General features: G+C 44.8%; 23 protein-coding genes. All 23 read left to right on the forward strand.

Annotation, left to right across the window (positions count from 1 at the left end; all coding sequences use genetic code 11):
* Positions 1-735: 735 nt before the first annotated feature.
* The 23 genes from spoIIGA to pyrE all read left to right on the forward strand — a co-directional run bounded on the left by spoIIGA (position 736) and on the right by pyrE (position 24,874).
* Positions 736-1,662 carry a sigma-E processing peptidase SpoIIGA gene (spoIIGA, locus tag AS888_RS23660; RefSeq protein WP_061144548.1) on the forward strand — a complete coding sequence of 309 codons (927 nt, stop codon included), beginning with the start codon at positions 736-738 and terminating at the stop codon, positions 1,660-1,662.
* Between the two features lie 58 nt (positions 1,663-1,720).
* On the forward strand, positions 1,721-2,440 hold the full coding sequence (gene sigE, locus AS888_RS23665) for an RNA polymerase sporulation sigma factor SigE (protein WP_061144549.1): 720 nt from the start codon (positions 1,721-1,723) through the stop codon (positions 2,438-2,440).
* Positions 2,441-2,589: 149 nt separating this feature from the next.
* The gene (gene sigG, locus AS888_RS23670) at positions 2,590-3,369 is read left to right on the forward strand and encodes an RNA polymerase sporulation sigma factor SigG (protein WP_034313871.1); all 780 of its coding nucleotides are present in this window, start codon (positions 2,590-2,592) and stop codon (positions 3,367-3,369) included.
* A gap of 225 nt (positions 3,370-3,594) precedes the next feature.
* Positions 3,595-3,864 (forward strand): YlmC/YmxH family sporulation protein, encoded by a 270-nt coding sequence (locus AS888_RS23675; RefSeq protein ID WP_061144550.1) that lies wholly within the window; start codon positions 3,595-3,597, stop codon positions 3,862-3,864.
* 56 nt (positions 3,865-3,920) lie between these two features.
* On the forward strand, positions 3,921-4,748 hold the full coding sequence (gene pgeF, locus AS888_RS23680; RefSeq protein WP_061144551.1) for a peptidoglycan editing factor PgeF: 828 nt from the start codon (positions 3,921-3,923) through the stop codon (positions 4,746-4,748).
* 2 nt (positions 4,749-4,750) lie between these two features.
* The gene (locus AS888_RS23685; RefSeq protein WP_061144552.1) at positions 4,751-5,422 is read left to right on the forward strand and encodes a YggS family pyridoxal phosphate-dependent enzyme; all 672 of its coding nucleotides are present in this window, start codon (positions 4,751-4,753) and stop codon (positions 5,420-5,422) included.
* A gap of 21 nt (positions 5,423-5,443) precedes the next feature.
* Complete coding sequence (locus AS888_RS23690) at positions 5,444-5,908, forward strand: cell division protein SepF (RefSeq protein WP_061144553.1); 465 nt, start codon at positions 5,444-5,446, stop codon at positions 5,906-5,908.
* Positions 5,909-5,914: 6 nt separating this feature from the next.
* A complete protein-coding gene (locus AS888_RS23695; RefSeq protein ID WP_061144554.1) occupies positions 5,915-6,181 on the forward strand; it encodes a YggT family protein in 267 nt (88 codons plus the stop codon).
* Positions 6,182-6,303: 122 nt separating this feature from the next.
* Entirely contained in the window at positions 6,304-7,077 is a 774-nt protein-coding gene (locus AS888_RS23700; RefSeq protein WP_061144555.1) for a YlmH family RNA-binding protein, read from the forward strand.
* Between the two features lie 85 nt (positions 7,078-7,162).
* Positions 7,163-7,678, forward strand: coding sequence for a DivIVA domain-containing protein (locus AS888_RS23705; RefSeq protein ID WP_061144556.1), 516 nt, complete (start codon positions 7,163-7,165; stop codon positions 7,676-7,678).
* Between the two features lie 389 nt (positions 7,679-8,067).
* The gene (gene ileS, locus AS888_RS23710; RefSeq protein ID WP_061144557.1) at positions 8,068-10,836 is read left to right on the forward strand and encodes an isoleucine--tRNA ligase; all 2,769 of its coding nucleotides are present in this window, start codon (positions 8,068-8,070) and stop codon (positions 10,834-10,836) included.
* 755 nt (positions 10,837-11,591) lie between these two features.
* On the forward strand, positions 11,592-12,062 hold the full coding sequence (lspA, locus tag AS888_RS23715; RefSeq protein ID WP_061144558.1) for a signal peptidase II: 471 nt from the start codon (positions 11,592-11,594) through the stop codon (positions 12,060-12,062).
* Complete coding sequence (locus tag AS888_RS23720) at positions 12,055-12,972, forward strand: RluA family pseudouridine synthase (RefSeq protein WP_061144559.1); 918 nt, start codon at positions 12,055-12,057, stop codon at positions 12,970-12,972. Before lspA ends, AS888_RS23720 begins: the two co-directional genes overlap by 8 nt.
* Before the next feature lie 190 nt (positions 12,973-13,162).
* The gene (pyrR, locus tag AS888_RS23725; RefSeq protein ID WP_061144560.1) at positions 13,163-13,708 is read left to right on the forward strand and encodes a bifunctional pyr operon transcriptional regulator/uracil phosphoribosyltransferase PyrR; all 546 of its coding nucleotides are present in this window, start codon (positions 13,163-13,165) and stop codon (positions 13,706-13,708) included.
* Between the two features lie 171 nt (positions 13,709-13,879).
* Positions 13,880-15,169, forward strand: a complete 1,290-nt coding sequence (locus AS888_RS23730) for a solute carrier family 23 protein (RefSeq protein WP_061144561.1) — start codon at positions 13,880-13,882, stop codon at positions 15,167-15,169.
* A 201-nt stretch (positions 15,170-15,370) separates the two neighbouring features.
* The gene (locus AS888_RS23735; protein ID WP_061144735.1) at positions 15,371-16,306 is read left to right on the forward strand and encodes an aspartate carbamoyltransferase catalytic subunit; all 936 of its coding nucleotides are present in this window, start codon (positions 15,371-15,373) and stop codon (positions 16,304-16,306) included.
* Positions 16,269-17,555 (forward strand): dihydroorotase, encoded by a 1,287-nt coding sequence (locus AS888_RS23740; protein ID WP_061144562.1) that lies wholly within the window; start codon positions 16,269-16,271, stop codon positions 17,553-17,555. The genes AS888_RS23735 and AS888_RS23740 overlap by 38 nt, the downstream gene beginning before the upstream one ends.
* Complete coding sequence (locus tag AS888_RS23745; RefSeq protein ID WP_061144563.1) at positions 17,552-18,658, forward strand: carbamoyl phosphate synthase small subunit; 1,107 nt, start codon at positions 17,552-17,554, stop codon at positions 18,656-18,658. The genes AS888_RS23740 and AS888_RS23745 overlap by 4 nt, the downstream gene beginning before the upstream one ends.
* Positions 18,637-21,843, forward strand: coding sequence for a carbamoyl-phosphate synthase large subunit (gene carB, locus AS888_RS23750; RefSeq protein ID WP_061144564.1), 3,207 nt, complete (start codon positions 18,637-18,639; stop codon positions 21,841-21,843). The genes AS888_RS23745 and carB overlap by 22 nt, the downstream gene beginning before the upstream one ends.
* Positions 21,840-22,619: a dihydroorotate dehydrogenase electron transfer subunit gene (locus AS888_RS23755; protein WP_061144565.1), complete on the forward strand. Its 780-nt coding sequence runs from the start codon at positions 21,840-21,842 to the stop codon at positions 22,617-22,619. Before carB ends, AS888_RS23755 begins: the two co-directional genes overlap by 4 nt.
* The gene (locus AS888_RS23760; protein ID WP_061144566.1) at positions 22,616-23,557 is read left to right on the forward strand and encodes a dihydroorotate dehydrogenase; all 942 of its coding nucleotides are present in this window, start codon (positions 22,616-22,618) and stop codon (positions 23,555-23,557) included. Before AS888_RS23755 ends, AS888_RS23760 begins: the two co-directional genes overlap by 4 nt.
* Positions 23,529-24,245 carry an orotidine-5'-phosphate decarboxylase gene (gene pyrF, locus AS888_RS23765; RefSeq protein ID WP_061144567.1) on the forward strand — a complete coding sequence of 239 codons (717 nt, stop codon included), beginning with the start codon at positions 23,529-23,531 and terminating at the stop codon, positions 24,243-24,245. Before AS888_RS23760 ends, pyrF begins: the two co-directional genes overlap by 29 nt.
* Positions 24,239-24,874 carry an orotate phosphoribosyltransferase gene (pyrE, locus tag AS888_RS23770; RefSeq protein ID WP_061144568.1) on the forward strand — a complete coding sequence of 212 codons (636 nt, stop codon included), beginning with the start codon at positions 24,239-24,241 and terminating at the stop codon, positions 24,872-24,874. The genes pyrF and pyrE overlap by 7 nt, the downstream gene beginning before the upstream one ends.
* The last annotated feature ends 21 nt before the right edge of the window (positions 24,875-24,895 follow it).

A 24,895-nucleotide genomic window follows, 5' to 3' on the forward strand; every position in this document is an offset into this window, starting at 1 on the left:
AATCATTTCAAGTTGATCTCGCTGAATAGAATCATGTTTAGAAAGCATCCTCATCACCTCAAGTTTTAATCCTTCAATTTTAAAACAAAAATGACTCCAGCCAAAAGTGTTCTATCTAAAAGGTAAGACAAAGTTGATTGGAACGGAAGGTACGAGACTCCTGCGGGAAAAGCGCGTCTAGGGGAGACCCCGCAGGCAAAGCCGAGGAGGCTCCCCGACCGCCCGCGGAAAGCGAGTGCCTGGAGTGGAAATCAACGTCTAAATTGTACAGGCCATATAAATAGACAAACTCGATTTTCATCGAGTTTGTCTACAGTCTGAACCGTTCCCGCTGGGAACGGTTTTTTTTCGATTTTTTTATGGCCCCGTTTTCAACTTCTTGCGGCTATCGCAAATATCTTCCAGGTTGAAACCTGGATAGGTTCTTGGATGATGTTTTAAATGATTTCTGCAAGGGAGCCGTTTCCGGGCTGGGACCTTCATTAATATAAAGGAAAAAGGGAGGGATCTCTGAAGATCTTAAACTTTTAAAACATAAATCGACAGAAGTAAAAGGGGGTAGGATAGTCTCTCGGAAAGTATTGGAAAATTTCAAGAGCTGTTTTTCTACAAAAAGGGTAAAAATGACTGAAAAACTCTTAAGTTTTCGGTACAAAAAGTGACACACTTTCCAAGGCCAGGTACGCTATACTTTTTGCTAGTGGAAGGTTAGTTCCTAAAGGGAGGGGAGGGTGTTTGACCTTATATTTAGATGTGATCTGGTTGTTGAATTGGTTATTTGACTGCCTCCTTTTATATGGGACCGCAATCATTCTCAAACGAAGGGTCGCTCTTTGGCGGGTATGCATCGGCGGGTTGATCGGTTCCTTCATTATCGTATTGGCATTCACTCCTTTTTATGCGATGGCGGACCGAGTGTACATGAAGATTTTTGTATCCCTGGTCATGGTGCTGGCCACCTTTGGATTTAATAGGTTAAAGCTTTTCATGAAATCGGTGGCCACTTTATACTTTGTGACGTTTTTATCTGGGGGAATCCTTCTGGGCCTTCATTATTTATTCGAATTTCAAATCGTAGCCAAAGACCCCGGTCAATATGCAGGAATCAATCGTTTTGGCGATCCTGTCAGCTGGATATTCGTAATGATCGGATTCCCGCTTGCTTGGCAATTTTCCAAGCGTACACTTGAAGGGATGGAAATGACAAAGCTTACACATGAACAAATGGTTATGGTTTCGGTTAAGATATCTGACTTCGAAGGGACATTCCACGGACTGGTGGATACAGGGAATCAATTATATGATCCGATTTCACGCTCCCCTGTGATGATCATTTCTCTATCGGGAGGGGAATCGGGCATTCCTGACGATATGCTAGAGCTCTTTAAAAACCCTGATAATCTGATCAAGCAGGAAGAACAACCTGATTATTCATGGACTGGACGAATGCGGGTCATCCCTTATAAGGTGGTGGGGCATGAACATCAGCTTTTGACCGCTATCAAGCCGGATTCCATCAAAATCGTTCAAGGGGAAAAAGAATATCACGTTAAGCAAGGGCTCGTTTCATTCACCTTTTCGAAACTCTCTCCCGACAACAGCTATCAATCTATCGTTCACCCGAAAATGTTAACCGGCATCCCGGTGCAAAATGCCTCCTGAACCATTGATTCACTCTAACATCCGATCCATAATCCGTTTATTAGAAGGGAGAATTATTTTGAAGAAACTCATTCTTCGGCTCACTTATTTTTGGTACAAACTATTGTTCAAGCTTGGATTGAAGACGGACGAAATACATTACATTGGAGGGAGTGAAGCGCTGCCGCCGCCCCTTTCGAAGGAAGAAGAGGCAATACTGATCAACAAATTGCCGAATGGCGATGAAGCTGCACGATCGATCTTGATCGAACGTAATTTAAGGTTGGTCGTCTATATCGCCAGGAAATTTGAAAATACGGGCATCAATATCGAAGACCTCATCAGCATAGGCACCATCGGTTTAATAAAGGCCGTGAATACATTCAATCCAGAGAAGAAAATAAAATTGGCTACATATGCCTCGAGATGCATCGAGAATGAGATTTTGATGTATTTACGAAGGAATAACAAAATCCGTTCTGAAGTTTCTTTTGATGAACCATTGAATATCGATTGGGATGGGAATGAGCTTCTGCTATCGGATGTCCTTGGCACTGACGATGACATCATCACGAAAGATCTTGAAGCGAATGTGGACCGCAAGCTGCTGACGAAGGCACTCACGCAGCTATCTGAACGCGAAAAACAAATAATGGAACTCAGGTTTGGCCTGGCAGGCGGAGAAGAGAAAACACAAAAGGATGTTGCCGATATGCTTGGAATTTCCCAATCATACATTTCACGTTTGGAAAAACGGATCATCAAGAGGCTTCGAAAGGAATTTAATAAAATGGTGTAAAAAAAATTAGCACCTAAATGCCAATTAAATCAATACTTTGGCAACGATATGAAAAATTATGGTGATTTTCTGTTCTAGCCAAGTGCATATTTTTCCCTCCCGCGGAAATACTGTTTTTTGTACAGCGCTCCTGTGAGGAGGGAATAATTTTGTCTCGTAATAAGGTTGAAATCTGCGGTGTGGATACATCAAAATTACCGGTTTTAAAGAATGAAGAGATGAGAAAACTCTTTAAAGAACTGCAAGATGGCGATATTTCAGCAAGAGAAAAACTGGTAAACGGGAATCTTCGACTCGTTCTAAGCGTCATTCAGCGCTTTAACAATCGGGGAGAGTATGTGGATGATCTATTTCAGGTAGGCTGTATAGGGTTAATGAAGTCGATAGACAACTTTGACTTAGGTCAAAATGTTAAGTTTTCAACATATGCTGTACCGATGATTATTGGAGAAATCCGAAGATATCTTCGTGACAATAATCCGATTCGGGTTTCCCGTTCTTTAAGAGACATCGCTTACAAAGCTTTGCAGGTTAAAGAAAAGCTCATAAGCCAGACCCTTCGTGAGCCGACAGCTGAAGAAATCGCCAAGGTGTTGGAAGTACCTCATGAAGAAATCGTTTTTGCACTCGATGCGATACAAGATCCAGTTTCACTTTTTGAACCGATTTATAATGATGGCGGGGATCCGATTTATGTACTCGACCAACTGAGTGATGAGAAAAATAAAGACAGTACGTGGATTGATGAAATAGCTATTAACGAAGGCATGAGACGGTTGAATGACCGGGAAAAAATGATCCTTCGGAAACGGTTTTTCCAAGGGAAGACGCAAATGGAGGTAGCCGAAGAAATCGGCATTTCACAGGCGCAGGTGTCCCGGTTGGAAAAGGCGGCAATAAAGCAAATGAATAAAAATATCCAACAGTAGAAGCTGAGCATGAGAAAAGGTAGCTTAAGCGGGTAGTGCAGCAATGTTCATTACCCGCCCAAAGCCACTTATCCGTAGCGGCTTTTTTATTTTGTCGAAAATGCATAAGGGAGGAGATGGAGGGCGAAACGTTTATTTATCGTATTCTTCATCCTTGAGTGAATCATGTCATATACATGTGAAGAGGACCTTCATCTATGATGAAATTGTGAGGAGCTGAGTGGGATGACCAGAATTTCCGAATTTCAGATCAAGGATATCGTCAACATAGCAGATGGAAAGAAACTTGGGAATATGTCGGATCTTGAAATCAATACGTCTACAGGGCAAATTGAGGCAATCGTCGTTTCAAATGGCACCAGGTTAATGGGGTTCTTCGGCAGGGAACAGGATATTGTGATTCCATGGCGCAAGATAAAAAAAATCGGCGCAGATGTCATTCTTGTTGAACATCAGACGGTATTTCAGGCAGAACTGAAAGATGAACGGTTTTAAGGGGTGAAGTGCACAAATCTATGATACACTAGACTAAAAATGAAGAGGTTAAAAGCATGAAAGAGCCATTTGTTTTAATAGATGATCAATATATGCTCATTGACAGCTGGAGACAGCAAAATCTCCAGCTCGTAGCGGGCTTCACCACGAAAAATGGGGGAGTCAGTTCAGGGGATTTTCAAACATTGAATACCGGTTTCCATGTCGGGGATCGCCTTGAAGATGTCCAGGGGAATCGCAGGATCTTGGCAGAAAAGCTGTCATTTTCCTTAGATGGCTGGGTAGGGGCGGAACAGACGCATGAAACGCAAATATTGCAAGTGAACAGGCTTGATGGCGGCAGAGGCGCAACGGATTATCATTCAGCCTTTAAAGGCACAGACGGATTTTATGCGAAGGATCATAATGTTCTTTTGACAATGTGCTACGCAGACTGCGTGCCCCTATACTTTCTTGCTCCGGCGCATGGTATGATTGGGGTGGCGCACGCAGGCTGGAAGGGCAGTGTAAACGGAATTGCCCGGAAAATGGTTGAAGCATGGCTAAGAGAGGGTATAAAGGAAGCGGAGATATTTGCTGTAATAGGACCGTCCATTTGCTCGGAATGCTATGTTGTTGATGACAAAGTCATAGATTTGGTGCAGAATTTGCTGGAAGATAATGACGAAAAGCCATATAATTTAATCAGTGAAGGACAATATCAGTTAGATCTTAAGCGACTCAATTCTTTGGTTCTTCAGAAAGCGGGAATTCCAAACAGTCAAATTGAGATTACATCGTACTGCACAAGCTGCGATCACGATTTGTTTTTTTCACATCGCCGTGATAACGGGAAAACAGGCAGGTTAATGAGCTTTATCGGTTGGAAGGAGGATTTAAGGTAATTGTGAAAGTATTGGACAATTTAAAAAACATCGAAGAAAAGATAAATATAGCATGTGAAAATAGCGGCAGGCGCCGTGAAGATATAAAGTTGATCGCCGTGACAAAATATGTTTCGATCGAGAGGGCGAAGGAAGCCTTGGAAGCGGGAATCAGCGACTTAGGTGAAAACCGTGACGAAGGGCTCCTGAATAAATACGAAATACTGCAGGACAAGCCGAACTGGCATTATATTGGCTCCTTGCAGACGCGAAAAGTGAAGAATGTCATTGATAAAATCACCTATATCCATTCACTGGACCGAATTTCTTTAGCGGAAGAAATTCAAAAACGCGCAAAAGAGCCGATAAATTGTTTAGTGCAGGTGAATGTTTCGGGTGAGGAATCCAAACATGGCATGGACCCAGAGGCAGCAATGAGCTTCATAAAGGGGTTAGCCGGTTTTGATAAGGTGAAGGTTGCAGGATTGATGACGATGGCTCCTTTGACGGATGATCCACAAGTTTTACGTCAGTGCTTCCGGAACCTGAAAAATCTGCAGGTGGAAATCCAAAATGCTGCGCTCGCGCATGCACCATGCACGGAATTATCCATGGGGATGTCCAATGATTTCATGATTGCCATCGAAGAAGGCGCTACTATGATCAGGATTGGCACAGCACTTGTAGGCGAATAATTTTAAGGAGGTACGCTAAAGATGTCGTTCGTATCAAAATTTAAATCTTATTTCGCACTGGATGATGAGTATGAGTACAAGGATGAAGTGATGGAAGAAGAGGAGGCTGAACGAAAAACCGTGAAGTCAGCTAAACAGCAGCAGCCAGTTTCTGGAGGGACTAATGGCAATCAGAATATCGTAAGTTTGCAAAGCGTCCAGAAATCTTCTAAAGTAGTATTATTGGAGCCTCGTGCCTATGCAGAAGCCCAGGAGGTAGCCGACCATCTGAAGAATAGGCGGGCTGTTGTCGTGAACCTTCAACGGATTCAGCATGATCAAGGAAAGCGGATCATTGATTTTCTTAGCGGGACTGTCTATGCAATCAGCGGGGATATCCAAAAAATCGGAACAGATATATTCTTATGTACCCCTGACAACGTCGATGTTTCCGGTAATATTACCGGCTTTGCCGTCGATGAGGAGTATGAAGAAGCGAGGTGGTAATGATTAATGGGTTTAGTGCTTCAAGGTTTATATTATTTAATTGAAATTTATTCAATGGCATTAATCGTATACATATTGATGTCATGGTTTCCAAATGCAAGGGAGACATCCATCGGTCAATTTTTGGAAACGATTTGCGAACCATATTTAGAGCCTTTCAGAAAGTTCATACCACCACTTGGCATGATCGATCTTTCACCGCTTGTGGCCCTTCTGGTGCTTAACTTCGCAAGTGGGTATGGCATTCATTACCTTCAGACGCTGGTGGGTTAACCACAACCGGCAAAGAACGAAACTACACAGCCGGAAGATTCTCAGCTGTGTAGTGGCAACGAAGGAAGAAAGCATGTTTAGATCAATCATTATCTTGATAATTAAGGAGCAATAATACAATCATGAGTATTTATCAGCATTTCAGGCCGGAGGAAAAAGAATTCATCGACCAGGCAATGAATTGGATCGATCAGGTAAAAGATTCTTACGCTCCGAAATTATCTGACTTTCTGGATCCGCGACAGCAGGAAATCCTTACTTCCTTATTGGGAAATGATCCGGATGCCAAACTGCAATTCAACGGCGGGAGCGAATTCGTTGAGCGAAAACGTGTGCTCATTTACCCTGATTATTACTCTCCTGAACCATCGGATTTCAATATCTCCTTATACGATATTTCCTATCCAAAAAAGTTTGTTACGCTTGAACATAGGCAAATACTTGGAACCTTGATGTCACTTGGGGTAAAACGTGAAAAATTCGGCGATATAATCGTGACGGAGGAGCATATCCAATTTATTGCGGCCGAGGAGATGGATGCCTATCTCACTGGGAACCTGGAGAAAATCGGTAAAGCTTCCGTTGCCATAAAACGGCTTCCTATAGGGAATATCATCCAAGTCCAAGATAAATGGGAAGAACAAGTCACCACCGTCAGTTCCCTAAGGCTGGATAGTGTGCTTTCTGCCGTGCTTAATATCTCCCGCCAAAAAACGCAAGCCCTGGTAACGTCAGGTAAAGTGAAGGTCAATTTCAAGCAAACGGAAAATGTTTCTGAAGAATGCCGCGAGGGGGATACGTTATCCATCAGGGGGTTTGGCAGGTGCAAGATACTGTCGATAGATGGAAAAACCAAGAAGGATAAGTGGAGAATCTCGTTAGGCAGGCAAAAATAATTCAAGATTAAGCAGGATTTGGACATTTATTGTCGAATATAGAGTTTTAATATACTAGAGTAGAAACCGTTCTGGAGGTGCCGTAATGCCCTTAACCCCGATAGATATACATAATAAGGAATTTAATAAAGTATTTCGAGGGTATGATGAAGATGAAGTTAATGAGTTTCTCGACCAGGTCATTAAAGATTATGAACTGATTTTGAGGGAGAAAAAAGAACTTGAAGATAAACTGAACGAGACTTATGATCGTTTGGGACATTTTACGACAATCGAGGGTACACTTAATAAGTCGATTATTGTCGCACAAGAAGCAGCTGAGGAATTAAGGCGCAACGCCCAAAAAGAAGCGAAGCTGATCATTAAGGAAGCAGAGAAAAATGCCGATCGGATCGTCAATGAGTCACTTGTGAAGGCAAGGAAAATCGCGATGGACATCGAAGACTTGAAAAAACAATCCAAAGTATTCCGGACCCGTTTCAAAATGCTTGTCGGTGCACAGTTGGATTTGCTGGACAATGATGATTGGGACCACCTTCTTGATTACGAAGTGGATGCGACTGAAATAGAATTAAATGAGAGAGTGGAAGAGGAAATTTAAACGATTCCTTGACTTTCAACACTTTTTTCGCATATAATTTTTTAACAATACAATTCATGATTACTTTAGACGATGACAGGGAAAGTAAATTCTTCACATGCTTATTAATAGCGACCGGGGATGGTGAGAGCCTGGAATAAGCGAAGATATTGAAGATCACCCTCGAGTTCTGAGTTGAACCTGCTTTTGCAGCAAGTAAACGAAGCGTTTCATTCACGTTACGAATGCTCGAGAGGTTGGATTCACTTTGTGAATCTTTCTAGCCAGGGTGGTACCGCGGGAAGCAAAGCTTTCTCGTCCCTTTTTTAGGGATGAGAAGGCTTTTTATTTTGCCTGGAGGAGTTTTGGGTGCCAATGAAATTGTGTAAAGACGGATGGAGGATGTAACGATGGAATACAAAGATACCTTATTGATGCCAAAAACAGAATTTCCAATGCGCGGAAATTTACCAAAACGAGAGCCGGAGATTCAAGAAAAATGGAAAGAAATGAATATTTATAAAAAGGTGCAGGAACAAACGGCAGGACGCCCTTTATTCATTTTACATGACGGACCGCCTTACGCTAACGGTGATATCCATATGGGTCACGCGATGAACAAGGTTTTAAAAGATTTCATTGTCCGCTTTAAATCAATGAGCGGTTTTCAAGCACCGTATGTTCCTGGTTGGGATACGCACGGCCTTCCGATCGAAACGGCCTTGACTAAAAAAGGTGTTAAGCGGAAAGAAATGAGTGTAGCTGAATTCAGGAAGCTTTGTGAAGAGTACGCTTATGTTCAGATCGACAATCAACGTGAGCAGTTTAAGAGAATTGGGGTTCGCGGGGATTGGGATAACCCTTACATCACATTAAAGCCTGAATATGAAGCCCAGCAAATCAAGGTCTTCGGCGATATGGCGAAAAAAGGCTATATTTATAAAGGGAAAAAACCTGTTTACTGGTCACCTTCCAGTGAATCAGCACTTGCGGAAGCTGAAATTGAATACCAAGATAAACGTTCTGCGTCAATCTATGTTGCTTTTGAAGTAACGGATGGCAAAGGAGCAATCGAAGAAGGAGTTAAAATCATCATTTGGACGACAACTCCTTGGACGATTCCTGCTAACCTTGGTATCTCGTTACACCCGCAATTAAATTACGTCGTAGTGGCAGTCGAAAATGAAAAGTTCTTAATTGCTGAAGCTCTTCTTGAGTCCGTGACCGAAACGCTTGGCTGGGATAACCCAACCGTTGTGAAAACGGTAAAAGGGAGCGAATTGGACCGGGCAGTTGCCAAACATCCTCTTTATGATCGCGAATCTTTAGTGATGCTGGGTGAACATGTTACGACGGAAGCTGGCACGGGCTGTGTCCATACGGCTCCAGGACATGGTGAAGATGATTTTATCGTTGGACAAAAATACGGCTTGGATGTCCTTTGCCCCGTGGATGAGAAAGGGGTCATGACAGAAGAGGCCGGTGAATTCGCTGGATTATTCTATGATCAAGCAAATAAACCGATTACAGAAAAATTAACCGAAGCTGGCGCGTTATTAAACTTGACGTTCATCACTCACTCTTATCCACATGATTGGCGGACGAAGAAACCGACGATTTTCCGGGCAACTGCACAATGGTTCGCATCAATCAAAGACTTCCGCAGTGAGCTTTTGGAGGCCATCGAAGAAACGAAATGGGTTCCGGCTTGGGGGGAAACGCGGCTATTCAATATGGTCCGTGACCGCGGAGATTGGTGTATTTCCCGTCAACGTGCATGGGGTGTACCGATTCCTGTCCTTTATGCAGAAAATGGCGAGCCGATCATTACCGATGAAACGATCAATCATATTTCAAACCTTTTCCGTGAACACGGTTCAAATATCTGGTTCGAACGGGAAGCGAAAGAGTTACTTCCGGAAGGCTTCACTCATGAAGGCAGCCCAAATGGCATCTTCACGAAAGAAACGGATATCATGGACGTATGGTTCGATTCCGGCTCATCTCATCAAGCTGTTCTTGAAGAAAGGGAAGACTTGCAGCGTCCTGCCGATCTTTATTTAGAAGGTTCGGATCAATATCGCGGCTGGTTTAACTCTTCACTTTCAACAAGTGTTGCCGTAACAGGAAAAGCACCCTATAAAGGCGTGCTGAGCCACGGATTCGCTTTGGATGGAGAGGGCCGCAAAATGAGTAAATCGATTGGGAACGTTGTCCTGCCATCCAAGGTCATGAACCAGCTTGGTGCAGATATATTACGCCTTTGGGTCGCTTCTGTCGATTACCAATCAGATGTCAGGGTTTCAGATCCTATCCTTAAACAAGTCTCGGAAGTGTATCGTAAAATCCGCAATACATTCCGCTTCCTACTGGGGAATTTGGATGGATTCAATCCGGAAACCGATAAAGTGGCAATCGATGAACTGCCTGAAGTGGACCGTTACATGCTGGTCAAATTGAATAAGCTGATCACTCAGTCCAAATTAAGTTATGAAAATTATGAGTTTGCGACCATTTATAATATGGTCAATAATTTCTGTACACAGGATTTGAGTTCGTTTTATCTTGATTATGCGAAAGACATTTTATATTGTGAAGCACCAAATGGTAAAGAGCGTATGGCCATTCAAACGGTGCTATACGAATCATTGGTAAGCTTGACGAAATTGGTGTCGCCAATCCTTTCGCATACGGCTGATGAAGTATGGGCGTTCATTCCTGGTGTAACGGAAGAAAGTGTCCAATTGACATGGATGCCTGAAGAAATTCACGTTGATGATGCACAAGCCATCGAAGAAAAATGGACGGCTTTCATGAACGTGCGTGACAACGTACTGAAAGCATTAGAAGAGGCTCGCAATCAGAAAATCATCGGTAAATCGCTGAACGCAAAAGTGAAGGTTTACGTGAATGAAGAAACGAAAAATCTGCTTGATAGCATCAAGGAGAGCTTTGAACAGTTATTCATCGTATCCGAATTCGAACTTGCTGGAGATGTGTCAAGTGCACCATCAGAAGCGGTTAAACTAGAGGATATCGCGATCGCGGTGACAAAAGCCGAAGGTGAAACATGTGAGCGTTGCTGGAATGTTTCCAAACAAGTGGGTCAAGTGGAGGAACATCCGACACTATGCCCGCGTTGTGCAACAGTAGTGAAAGAGCATTATGTGAATCAATGATTCCAGAAGGCATGCGGCGGGACCCCCTATGAAGGGTCCGGTCAGCTTGTATACAAAAAGGCTTCGAAATGATTACATTTCGAAGCCTTTTTAATGTTAGATAGGTTTTGAAGCAGGTAAGCCCATTTTAGATAGTCATGTGTGCGAAAGAACCCTTCTTTTGATCGAGAACGTGTATAGGGTAAAGCCGGTACAATCACTTTGTTTAATTTAATAGGTAGCTTGCTATCGCGGCTGTTTTATATGTTGCATCTGTGGCCTGGGTATTCCGACATGTTTAATCTCCTGTTCAACAAATGGAGCCAAGGATGGATTTTCATGTGTCTTTCCAGGTGTTACGGTCTCAGTCGAGCTGAATGAATAGGCAATGGGCATCTATCTAAGGAAAAATAAAGGTAAAATTGGAGCGGATGTGCGAGACTGCCGCCAAGGAGATGCGCGTCTGCGTGAGACCCCACAGGCTAAAAGCCGAGGAAGCTCACGAACCGCCCTCTGGATAAGGGAGCGCCAGCATTGGCTTGGAACAGTCTAAGGATAAACTTCAAAACTGTAGCCAAACTCCATGCCTTATCTTCGAATTAGTCGTTCTCTATTTGCAAAGTCTGGATTTTTAAAACAATTCAATTATGATCATGCAAATAAGGCACATCCCATAAAGCGATATTGTCATGGTTTTATACTTTTCGGATTAGTCATTATTTCTAGTTTATGCTACAATTCAAAAGTGAAGATTTGATTAGTTTGGGGGAAAAAATGTGTTTTATTATTTAATTGCCCTTTTGGTCATTGCTCTCGATCAGCTGACAAAATGGATGATTGTGAAAAAAATGGAGTACGGAGAAAGCATTGAAATTATTGAAAACCTTCTATATATTACCTCGCATCGTAATCGTGGGGCAGCATGGGGAATTCTACAAGGACAAATGTGGTTTTTCTACATCATCACCATCGCTGTCATTATTGGACTTGTCTATTATATTCAGAAAATGGCAAAGCAAAGCCGTTTGCTTGGAGTGGCCCTTGGTCTCATGCTAGGCGGGGCAATCGGTAACTTCATCGATCGCATCGCTCGCCAGGAAGTAGTGGATTTCGTTCATACCTATATTTTTAGCTACAGTTTTCCGGTATTTAATGTTGCCGATGCTTCGCTTTCAATTGGAGTCGGACTGCTCGTGATTCATATGTTATTAGAAGAAAAAAACGCTAAGGAGAAAAATAATGGATAAAAGGTTATACAGCATCGATGAAACACTAAAAGGTGTCAGGATAGATAAGGCACTTTCGACTTTGAACGAGGAATGGTCGCGTACACAAGTTCAGCAATGGATTAAAGATGATCATGTATTAGTCAATGGCTTGGCCATAAAAACGAATTATAAATCGATTCCCGGCGATACGATCGAAGTGACGATTCCCGAGCTTGAGGAATTGGATGCAGCGGCAGAAGAAATGGATTTGGATATCTACTATGAAGATGCAGATGTCCTCGTGGTCAACAAACCGAGCGGAATGGTCGTCCACCCAGCACCTGGACATGTATCAGGCACGCTGGTAAATGGGTTGATGGCCCATTGTAAAGACCTGTCGGGCATTAACGGCGTGATGCGTCCCGGCATCGTCCATCGAATCGACAAAGATACATCTGGTCTATTGATGGTTGCCAAAAACGACATGGCACACGAAAAACTTGTCCAGCAGCTTGTTGACAAGACGGTTACCCGTAAATATCAAGCAATAGTCCATGGTGTAATCCCGCATGATTTCGGAACGATCGATGCACCGATCGGCAGGGATAAAAAAGATCGTCAAAGCATGACCGTGACGGACTCGAATTCCAAAAATGCTGTAACACATTTCCGTGTCATCGAACGTTTCAATGCTTTCACTTTGGTGGAATGCCAACTTGAAACCGGAAGGACGCATCAAATCCGTGTCCACATGAAATACATTGGCTTCCCGCTTGCCGGCGATCCTAAATACGGACCGAAGAAGACCTTGAAGATAGATGGACAAGCGTTGCACGCTGGCCTTCTAGGATTCATCCATCCCCGTACCAATGAATATATGGAATTCGAAGCTCCGATACCTGAAGAGTTTGAACAGCTAATTAATCAATTGCGCAGAAGTAAGGATTGACAAATTCGTTTTTATGATATATCATGATAACAACTTAACAAGAACCTTTAACACAGTTCAGAGAGACTGAGAAGGAAACGGATACGCGAAGTCGGGATACCCATACCCACGTCGTCAAAAATCCTCATGCCTTCTTGGCATGAGGATTTTTTGTTGAAGGAAGAAGGAAAAAGGAACCGAGGTGGCCGAGATGTTGAATGAGAAAGCGATAGTACTTGATGAGCAGGCCATTGGCAGGGCCTTGACCAGGATTGCCCATGAGATTATCGAGAAAAATAAGGGAATTGAAGATTGTGTATTGATCGGGATCCGTACACGCGGGATTTTCCTCGCTGATCGACTGGCCAGACGCATCAATCAAATAGAGGGTAAGGCAATCGAACTAGGAGAACTGGACATTACCCTATATCGCGATGACCTTTCGAAAAAAACCAACGATGGAGATCCCATTGTAAAAGGCTCAGATATTCCGGTCAATATAAGCGACAAGAAAGTGATTTTGGTTGATGATGTTCTTTTCACAGGCAGGACCGTCAGAGCGGCAATGGATGCCTTGGTGGATTTGGGAAGGCCTTCGCAAATCCAACTCGCAGTTTTAGTGGACCGAGGGCATAGGGAACTTCCGATACGGGCAGATTTCGTCGGGAAAAACGTTCCGACATCACAATCCGAGAAAATTACCGTTACGTTGACAGAAGTGGATGAAGCAGATCAAGTCACTATATTAGAAAAATAAACAAGCTGAAAATTAGATAGAACCCTTTTAAAGACAGTCCAGAGAGGCTGGCAAAGGGGAGTCAATCGGGAGATGTGTGCCTATCTATGGGCATGCACCTTCCGTGAAACCCTCTTTGTTTAGACAAAGAGGGTTTTTGCCGCTTTAACGCATCAAGAGGAGGATACAGAAATGGAAGAAGTAAAAAGGGACATCGTACTTGATGTTGAGGACGTGCCAAAGGTTGGTCAATGGATTACACTAAGCATCCAGCATTTGTTCGCCATGTTCGGCGCGACGGTGCTCGTGCCATTCTTGGTGGGGTTAAGCCCAGCGGTTGCCCTGGTTTCAAGCGGGTTGGGAACACTATCCTACCTATTGATTACCAAGGGGCAGATACCCGCTTACCTTGGCTCATCCTTCGCCTTCATCACGCCCATCATCGCGGCAAAGGCGTTAGGCGGGCCTGAGGCGGCCATGATTGGCTGTTTTGCAGCCGGATTGATATATGGGATAGTAGCCCTGGTCATCCAAAAAGTCGGCTTGCGCTGGTTAATGAATTTACTTCCTCCGGTTGTGGTAGGTCCGGTCATTATCGTAATCGGGCTAAGCCTTGCCGGAACGGCCGTGGATATGGCCATGTATGATCCGAAGCATGAATATAGTGTGACATATATAGTAATAGCGCTGATTACATTAGCGGTAACCATCATCTGTAACGTATTCTTTAAAGGCTTCCTTAACTTGATCCCGATATTAATGGGGATTATAGTGGGCTATGGCTGTTCGGCTGCAGCAGGAATAATAGATTACTCACCAATCAAGAAAGCCGACTGGTTTGAAATGCCGGATTTCATGTTTCCATATGTCACCTATACTCCGACCTTCTCATGGGAAGTCATTGCCATCATGGTACCCGTGGCCATCGTCACATTATCCGAGCACATCGGACACCAGATGGTTTTGAGTAAGGTAGTCGGAAGGAATTTTTTGGAAAAACCCGGCTTGCACCGCTCGATCCTTGGGGATGGAGCTGGTATCATGATAGGCTCCTTCATTGGGGGTCCGCCGCTGACATCTTATGGTGAAAATATCGGGGTCCTGACGATGACAAAGGCATACAGTGTATACATCATCGGCGGCGCAGCATTGGCTGCAATCATCTTTGGCTTCAACGGTAAGATTTCAGCGGTCATCAGCTCGATACCAACAGCGGTAATGGGCGGGATTTCAATCCTGCTCTTCGGAATCATCGCTTCAAGCGGGCTGAGGATGCTGGTTGATAATAAGGTTGATTTCGACAAAAAAAGAAACCTGATGATCGCTTCAGTCATACTAGTGTTGGGGATCGGGGGAGCATTCGTGCAACTATCGGAAACGGTTTCGCTTTCCGGAATGGCACTTTCGGCAATCGTCGGCATCCTGCTTAACCTGATCTTACCTGACCGTGAAAAAATATCAGCGGATATCTTTGGAAAATAAGAAAAACTGAATCATGAAAGATCACCTTTTAAAAGAAGTCCAGAGAGGCTTAAAAGGGTGTTGCTGTAAAGATGAATGAGAACGGGACAAGGCTCTTATAACCAGTCTCTATGCTCACGCCTCTTTATGACCTACACCCTGTCCTTAAAAGGCGGGGTGTTTTTTATGCCCCGCATCACGATTGTGAAAGGAGCAGGATCCATGAAAAAATTATTCACGATGAATGAATTGAACGTTACTGAAATTGAAGGAATCCTTCATGAAGCGGAGGGATTTGCCAATGGATCGAGCTGGCATCCTAAACTGCAGACCATGGTTGCCAACCTTTTCTTTGAACCTAGCACACGTACCAAATCAAGTTTTGAAATGGCGGAAAGGAAACTTGGCTTGGAGGTCATTCCTTTTGATGCCGGCACTTCATCCATATTAAAAGGAGAAACCTTGTATGACACGGTTAAAACGCTTGAGGCAATAGGCGTCAATGCTTTGATCATCCGGCATGAGCAAGATCATTATTTTGACGAATTGAAAGAGAAAATCAGGATTCCGATAATCAATGCCGGGGATGGATGCGGAAATCACCCGACCCAGTCATTGCTCGACTTATTAACGATAAAACAAGAGTTTGATAGTTTCAAAGGTCTGAAGATTGCGATAATCGGAGATGTGAGACATAGTCGGGTCGCCAAATCGAATGCTGAGGCATTAACGCGCTTAGGAGCGGAGGTCGTATTCTCAGGTCCGCCTGAGTGGTTTGACGGAGAAAAAGGCTTGGGAAGGTATCAGGACATCGATGAAGCGATAGCGACATCTGATGTGGTCATGCTGCTTAGAATCCAGCATGAAAGGCATAGTGAAAAATACAATCATGCGAATGGGGACTATCTGGAACGTTTTGGCCTGACGAAGAAACGTGAAAAAAATATGAAGCAGGACGCGATCATCATGCATCCTGCACCAATAAACCGCGGTGTTGAAATTGACAGTGACTTAGTCGAATGCAGCCGCTCTAGAATTTTTAAACAGATGGAAAATGGCGTGTTCATTAGAATGGCCGTGTTGAAAAATGTGCTCGAACAAACCGAAGGGGGAATGAACCATGAAAACTGTGATCAAAAATGGAGTATTGCTAGATAATCAAAACTCATTCAAAAAAGCGGACATTGAAATGGAAGGAAGGGTCATCACGAAAATCGGCGAGGACTTGGCTACGGAAAATTGCAAGGTAGTTGATGCAAAAGGGTTGCTTATAACGGCAGGCTTCATTGATTTGCACGTCCATTTACGCGAGCCGGGCGGTGAACATAAGGAAACGATCGAAAGCGGAACGCTTGCAGCAGCAAGGGGCGGTTTCACGACGGTTGCTGCGATGCCCAATACAAGGCCCGTTCCTGATACAGTGGACCACCTAGATGCTCTCAATCGGAAAATCGAAGAAACGGCACATGTACGGGTCCTTCCTTATGCATCCATCACGATAAGGGAAGCGGGCAAAGAACTAACAGACTTTTCTTCATTGAAACAAGCTGGCGCTTTCGCTTTTACGGACGACGGAGTAGGGATTCAAGAAGCGGGGATGATGCTTGAAGCGATGAAGCGGGCTGCCGCCCAAGATATGGCGATTGTCGCTCATTGTGAAGATAATAGCTTGATCAATAAAGGCTCCGTCCATGAAGGGAGATTCTCTAAAGAGCAGGGAATCAATGGAATTCCGTCTGTATGCGAAGCTGTACATATCGCCAGGGATATCCTCCTTGCGGAAGCGGCGGACTGCCACTACCACGTTTGCCACATATCGACGAAGGAATCGGTCAGAACAGTACGCGATGCCAAACGTGCAGGCATTCGGGTGACAGCCGAGGTTACTCCGCATCACTTATTATTGTGTGAAGATGATATACCGGGGCTTGATGCCAATTATAAAATGAATCCGCCTTTAAGAGGTCGTGAAGATCGGGATGCATTGATTGAAGGGCTGCTGGATGGGACCATCGATTTCATTGCAACGGACCATGCTCCACATGGAGCAGAGGAAAAAGCAGAAGGAATGCAGCTGGCTCCATTTGGAATAGTAGGATTGGAAACGGCCTTTCCGCTGCTATATACCGAATTGGTCAAAAAGGAAGTTTTGACATTAAAGCAATTGGTCGACTTCTTGACAATCAAGCCATCTGAAAGCTTTTCCCTTCCATATGGGGAACTGATGGAAGGCGCCATTGCCGATATCGTGCTCATTGACTTGGAAGCGGAAAAAGAAATTAATGTAGAAGAGTTTGCATCAAAAGGGAAAAATACACCTTTCAATGAAAAGAAATGCTATGGCTGGCCGGTCATGACGATTTCAGAAGGTAAAATAGCTTGGGAAAAAGGACGTGTTCAACAATGAAAAGACAGTTAATCTTAGAAGACGGAACGATTTTCCTTGGGGAAGCATTCGGCGGGGACGTAGAAAAAATCGGTGAGGTCGTTTTTAATACAGGGATGACAGGATATCAAGAAATCCTTTCCGATCCATCATATTGTGGCCAAATCGTCACACTTACGTATCCATTGATTGGAAACTATGGAATTAATCGGGATGATTTTGAATCAATCAACCCTGCTATCGCTGGGTTTGTCGTTAAAGAAACGGCAGATCATCCGTCCAACTGGCGCAGCCAATCATCTCTTGATGAATATTTGAAAATGAAGAACATACCCGGAATAAGCGGTATCGATACAAGGAAGCTGACAAGGATCATCAGGAAATCTGGTGCCCTGAAAGGTGCGATCTGCAACATCGGCAAAGATGCTGAAGAAGTTATCTCACAACTGAAGGCAACGGTGATTCCAACCAATCAGGTGAAACAGGTTTCTACGAAAGCACCGTATTCAAGTCCAGGCAGGGGTCCCCGGGTCGTCCTCGTGGACTATGGAATGAAGCATGGAATTTTGCGTGAGCTGACCAAGCGCGGCTGTGATGTAGTGGTCGTACCATACAACGTCACGGCTGAGCAAGTGTTGCAATATCATCCGGACGGCGTGATGCTTTCTAACGGACCTGGAGATCCGAAAAGCGTTCATGAGGCGCTTGAAATGATACGCACCATCCAAACAAAAGTGCCATTATTCGGAATCTGTTTGGGACATCAACTTTTCGCCCTTGCAAATGGAGCAGATACGGAAAAGTTAAAATTCGGCCATCGAGGATCAAACCATCCTGTAAAGGAACTTCGCACCGGGAAGGTATCCATCACTTCTCAAAATCATGGTTATACGGTCGAACCGCTTTCCATCGAACAGACGGAGCTTATTGTGACCCATACGGCGTTGAATGACGATACGATTGAAGGACTGCGCCATAAAAAATATCCAGCCTTCACGGTACAATACCATCCTGAAGCTTCACCTGGACCGGAAGACGCCAACTACTTATTCAATGAATTCTTACAAATGATCGAGACTGCAACCACCAAGGGGGAAGAAACATGCCAAAACGCAATGATATAAAAAGCATCCTAGTGATCGGGTCAGGTCCGATCGTCATCGGCCAGGCAGCCGAATTCGATTATGCCGGAACCCAAGCATGCATGGCCTTGAAAGAGGAAGGCTACCGAGTAATCCTGATTAACTCTAACCCTGCTACCATCATGACAGACAGTGAAATGGCCGATGCGGTTTATATCGAACCGATCACATTGGAATTTGTCAGCAAAATCATTCGTAAAGAGCGTCCTGATGCACTGTTGCCTACACTTGGCGGTCAGACTGGGCTGAATATGGCCGTTGAATTGTCCGAAGCGGGAATTCTGGAAGAATGTAATGTGCAGATCCTTGGGACGAAACTTTCCGCGATTCAGCAAGCGGAAGATAGAGATCTTTTCCGTACCCTCATGAACGATCTTGGGGAGCCCGTTCCTGACAGTGATATCATTCATAACCTGGAAGAGGCTTACACATTCGTGGAGCGGGTCGGATATCCGGTCATCGTCCGCCCGGCCTTCACGCTTGGCGGAACGGGCGGCGGAATTTGCGATGACGAGGAGCAACTGATCGAGATCGTGGAGGGCGGCCTGAAAAGCAGTCCCGTCCACCAATGTCTGCTCGAAAAAAGCATTGCCGGTTTCAAAGAGGTGGAATATGAAGTGATGCGTGATTCGAACGATAATGCCATTGTCGTTTGTAATATGGAAAACTTCGACCCTGTCGGCGTCCATACAGGAGATTCTATCGTTGCGGCACCAAGCCAAACGTTAAGTGACAGAGAGTATCAAATGCTCAGAAATACATCCTTGAAAATTATCCGTGCCCTGAAAATTGAAGGAGGATGCAATGTTCAACTAGCCTTGGATCCGGATAGCTACCAATATTACGTCATTGAAGTGAACCCGAGGGTGAGCCGTTCGTCAGCACTTGCTTCAAAGGCAACTGGATATCCGATTGCCAAGCTTGCAGCAAAAATCGCGGTTGGCTTGACGCTTGATGAAATGATGAACCCGGTCACAGGCAAAACCTATGCGAGCTTTGAACCGGCCCTGGACTATGTTGTAACGAAAATCCCGCGCTGGCCATTCGATAAGTTCGAAAGTGCCAACCGGAGGCTCGGTACGCAAATGAAGGCGACGGGGGAAGTCATGGCAATCGGCCGTACCTTCGAAGAATCGATCCTGAAAGCTGTTCGTTCCCTTGAAGCCGGCATATACCATCTTGAATTGAATGACGAGTTTGGGGATGAAAAAATAGAGAAACGGATCCGTAAAGCGGGAGATGAGCGGTTATTCTATATCGGCGAAGCTTTAAGAAGGGGAAAAACGATCGAAACCATTCATGAATGGAGCCAAATCGATTTATTCTTCCTCCATAAGCTGAAAAAGATCATTGACTTTGAAAAGGAACTGCTGGAACATTCCTTTGAATGTGAAGTTCTGCAAAAAGCTAAAGAACTTGGTTTTTCTGACAAAACGATTGCAGAAATATGGAAAGTTCCCGAAATCGAAGTCTATGAATTTCGGAAACAACAAGGAATCATCCCTGTTTACAAAATGGTCGATACTTGTGCGGCGGAATTTGAATCGGAAACACCTTATTTCTATGGAACATATGAAGATGAAAATGAATCCATCGTGACCGATAAGAAAAGCGTCATTGTCCTGGGGTCAGGTCCCATCCGGATCGGCCAAGGCGTGGAATTTGATTATGCGACTGTACATTCGGTCTGGGCCATCAAAGAAGCGGGCTATGAAGCGATCATCATCAACAATAATCCGGAAACAGTTTCAACGGATTTCAGCATCTCCGATAAACTTTATTTCGAACCTTTGACACTGGAAGATGTCATGCATGTCATCGATTTGGAAAAACCGGAAGGGGTCATCGTCCAGTTCGGAGGACAAACGGCAATCAACCTCGCGGAGGGCTTGGTTGAAAGAGGCGTGAAAATCCTTGGCACTTCATTGGAAGACCTCGACAGGGCGGAAAACCGCAATAAATTCGAGAGGGCCCTGCAGGATTTAGGCATCCCGCAGCCAAAGGGAAAAACGGCTACATCTGTTGACGAAGCGATCGTCATTGCGGAAGATATCGGTTATCCGGTTTTGGTCAGACCTTCATATGTACTGGGCGGAAGAGCGATGGAAATCGTCTATAAACAAGAAGAATTGCTGCATTATATGAAAAATGCCGTGAAGATCAACCCGGATCATCCGGTGCTTATAGACCGATACTTGACGGGTAAAGAAGTTGAAGTCGACGGAATATCCGATGGCAAAACGGTCGTCATCCCAGGAATCATGGAGCATATCGAGCGTGCGGGCGTCCACTCAGGTGATTCGATTGCCGTCTATCCGCCCCAGAATTTAACGGAGAAACAGAAACAAGTGATCATCGACTACACGACAAGACTGGCAAAAGGCTTGAATATAATTGGTCTCTTGAACATTCAATATGTCATCAGCAACGAGGAAGTATATGTCATTGAAGTGAATCCGCGCTCAAGCAGGACCGTTCCATTCTTGAGTAAAATTACGAATGTGCCGATGGCTAACTTAGCCACTAAAGTGATCCTTGGCCACTCGCTTGAAATCCAAGGTTACAAATCCGGATTAGTGCCGGAACAATCCGGGGTTTATGTGAAAGTGCCGGTCTTCTCCTTTGCTAAATTAAGAGGTGTGGACATTTCACTCGGACCTGAAATGAAATCGACCGGTGAAGTGATGGGGAAAGATAGCACCCTTGAAAAGGCTTTATATAAAGGGCTGGTCGCTTCCGGATTCAAAATAAAAGGGCATGGTTCGGTCTTATTGACGATATCGGATAAGGATAAGCAAGAAGCACTGCTGTTGGCAAGACGGTTCCATAATATCGGGTTCAAGCTAATCGCCACAAGCGGAACTGCGGCCCTATTGAAGCAATCGGGCATCCCGACTGCGATTGTCGGTAAAATCGGCGAAGAAGGCAGAAACCTGCTCGATGTCATCAGGAACGGAGAAGCGCAATTCGTCATTAATACACTGACAAAAGGAAAGCAGCCTGCACGTGATGGATTCCGGATCCGCCGTGAATCGGTTGAAAATGGAGTGACGTGCCTAACATCTCTCGACACGGCAGAAGCGATTTTAAGAGTGATAGAATCGATGACCTTCTCTGCCGAAGCTATGGGGAAAATGGAAAAAAGTCGTGAGGTGAGCTATATATGATCAAGAAGGAAAGAATGAAGGTGTTAGCTCATAAAGAACTGGCCCCATCCATCTTTGAACTTACCCTGCAAGGGGAACTGGTTTCAGAAATGAACCAGCCAGGCCAGTTTGTTCAAGTCAAGACAACAGAAGGTGCTGAGCCATTGTTACGACGCCCGATTTCCATTTCTTCTTATGACAGCAATGAAAAACGGTTCACGATGATATACCGGGCTGAAGGAAAAGGAACGACGCTGCTATCACAGCGTAGAGAGGCTGAAGCGGTCGATATCCTAGGACCTCTAGGGAATGGGTTTCCCGTACATGAAGCAAAAGAGGGAGAAACGGCGTTATTGGTTGGTGGGGGGATTGGTGTCCCTCCCCTGTATCAACTATCACAGATGTTGGTCGCGAAAGGGGTAAAGGTCATCCATGTATTGGGCTTTCAGACGAAGTCAGCCATATTTTACGAAGAAGAGTTTAGTGAATTAGGTGATACGTATATTGCCACTGTGGATGGTTCATATGGGACGGCAGGGTTTGTTACGACGGTGATCGACAACTTGGAGCAGGAATTTTCTACGATCTTTTCATGCGGTCCGACGCCAATGCTGAAAGCGTTGGAAGCGGGCTATCGTCAGAAAAAGCTTTACCTGTCCCTTGAGGAAAGGATGGGCTGCGGCATCGGCGCCTGCTTTGCCTGTGTGTGTCATACAGGAGATGATCCAACTGGATTTAGTTATAAAAAGGTATGCAGTGATGGACCGGTATTCCGGGCAGGAGAGGTGGTACTATGAGCAGACTTTCAGTTGAGTTACCAGGCTTGCATTTGAAAAATCCGATCATGCCAGCCTCCGGCTGCTTTGGTTTTGGCCGCGAATACAGCCAGTTTTTCGACTTGGACGTTCTAGGGGCCATCATGATTAAAGCGACAACACCGGAACCTAGGTTCGGAAATCCGACTCCGCGCGTTGCCGAAACCTCTTCGGGCATGCTGAACGCTATCGGCCTGCAAAACCCAGGCTTAAAAAAGGTAATCGATGAAGAGCTGGCTTGGCTTGGTAGATACGATGTCCCGATCATCGCTAACGTTGCCGGTTCACAAATAACGGACTATGTAAAGGTCGCCCGTGAAATAAGCAAGATTGGAAATGTCAAAGCACTCGAATTGAACATTTCCTGTCCGAATGTAAAAGAAGGAGGCATCGCTTTCGGGACGGTGCCGGAAGTTGCCAAAGAGGTTACAAAGGCAGTCAAGGAAGTATCTTCGGTGCCTGTATATGTGAAGCTCTCACCGAATGTCAGTGACATCGTGGAAATGGCCAAAGCGGTTGAACAAGGCGGTGCCGATGGGCTGACAATGATCAATACATTAATCGGCATGCGCTTGGATTTAAAAACCGGCAAGCCGATCCTTTCAAATAGAACGGGCGGGCTGTCGGGTCCTGCTACTAAACCAGTCGCACTCCGGATGATTTATGAGGTAAGCCAGCAAGTCTCCATTCCGATAATCGGCATGGGAGGAATTGCGACAGCAGAAGACGTCATTGAATTTTTCTATGCAGGTGCAAGTGCTGTAGCGGTCGGTACTGCCAACTTCGTCGATCCCTTTGTATGCCCGACCATCATTGAGGAATTACCGAAATTGTTGGATGAGCTTGGTTTTGACCACATTTCAGAATGTACCGGAAGGAGCTGGAAGCAGAATGAAGCAGTCGCTAATTATCGCCCTTGATTTTCCTGATCTAATCCAAACAGAACAATTTCTGCATCAGTTCCCCTCGGAAAAACTGGCATTGAAAGTAGGGATGGAACTATTTTACCAAAATGGACCGTCCGTCATTTCCTCCATAAAGGAACAGGGCCACGATGTGTTTCTGGATTTGAAGCTGCATGACATTCCAAATACGGTCAAAATGGCCATGACAGGTTTGGCAACATTAGGTGCTGATATGGTCAATGTACATGCAGCTGGCGGTCAAAGGATGATGGAAGCAGCCATGGAGGGTCTCGATAAGGGGACGTCTGCAGGGAGAGAACGCCCGTTATGCATAGCCGTTACCCAACTGACAAGTACTTCCGAGCAACAAATGAACAAGGAACAAAGCATCAGCGGTTCTCTTACGGATTCCGTCCTCCGTTATGCAAGGCTTACGCAACAGGCAGGATTGGATGGCGTTGTTTGTTCCACTCATGAGGTAAAGAACATACATGAACGCATCGGCCAAGAATTCTTAACGGTCACACCTGGAATCAGAAGTGCAGGCGGACAGACGCATGATCAAAAGAGAATTGCTACGCCTGAACAGGCAAGGGGCTTTGGAGCGGATGCCATCGTTGTAGGGAGAGCGATAACGGGGGCGAAGGATCCATTGAAGGCATATTTGGATATGAAAGCAGCTTGGGAGGGAATATCATGTTAAACGAAACGATAGCCGAACATCTATTGGAAATAAAAGCAGTGTACCTGCAGCCAAATGATCCATTCACTTGGGCATCAGGTATTCAATCACCGATTTATTGCGACAACCGCTTAACCCTTTCTTACCCGAAGGTACGCACGGTAATTGCGGAAGGCTTGAAGGAATTGATTGAGCAGCATTTCCCTGAAGCCGAGCTGATTGCAGGCACCGCTACTGCCGGCATCCCGCATGCAGCCTGGGTGAGCGACAAATTAAACGCTCCGATGTGCTATGTTCGCTCTAAAGCGAAGGAGCATGGAAAGGGCAATCAAATTGAAGGCAGAGCCGTTCCGGGACAAAAAGTGGTGGTTGTGGAAGATTTAATTTCAACCGGCGGCAGTGTAATTACGGCTGTTAACGCGCTTAAAGAAGCTGGATGTGATGTTCTTGGAGTCGTTTCGATCTTTACGTACGAATTGGAAAAGGGAAAAGAAAAGTTCAGTGCTGAAGGCATCACAAATCATTCCTTGAGCGACTATTCAACCTTGATCAAGGTCGCTAATGAAAAAGGATACATCACTGCGGAAGAATTGGAAAAGCTTAAAAAGTGGCGCGAGAATCCGGCAGATACAGCTTGGATTTCAGCATGAAAATAGAGATGGCCCAAACAT

Origin of the sequence: Peribacillus simplex (genome assembly GCF_001542915.1) — a bacterium.
Lineage (GTDB): Bacteria > Bacillota > Bacilli > Bacillales > DSM-1321 > Peribacillus > Peribacillus simplex_B.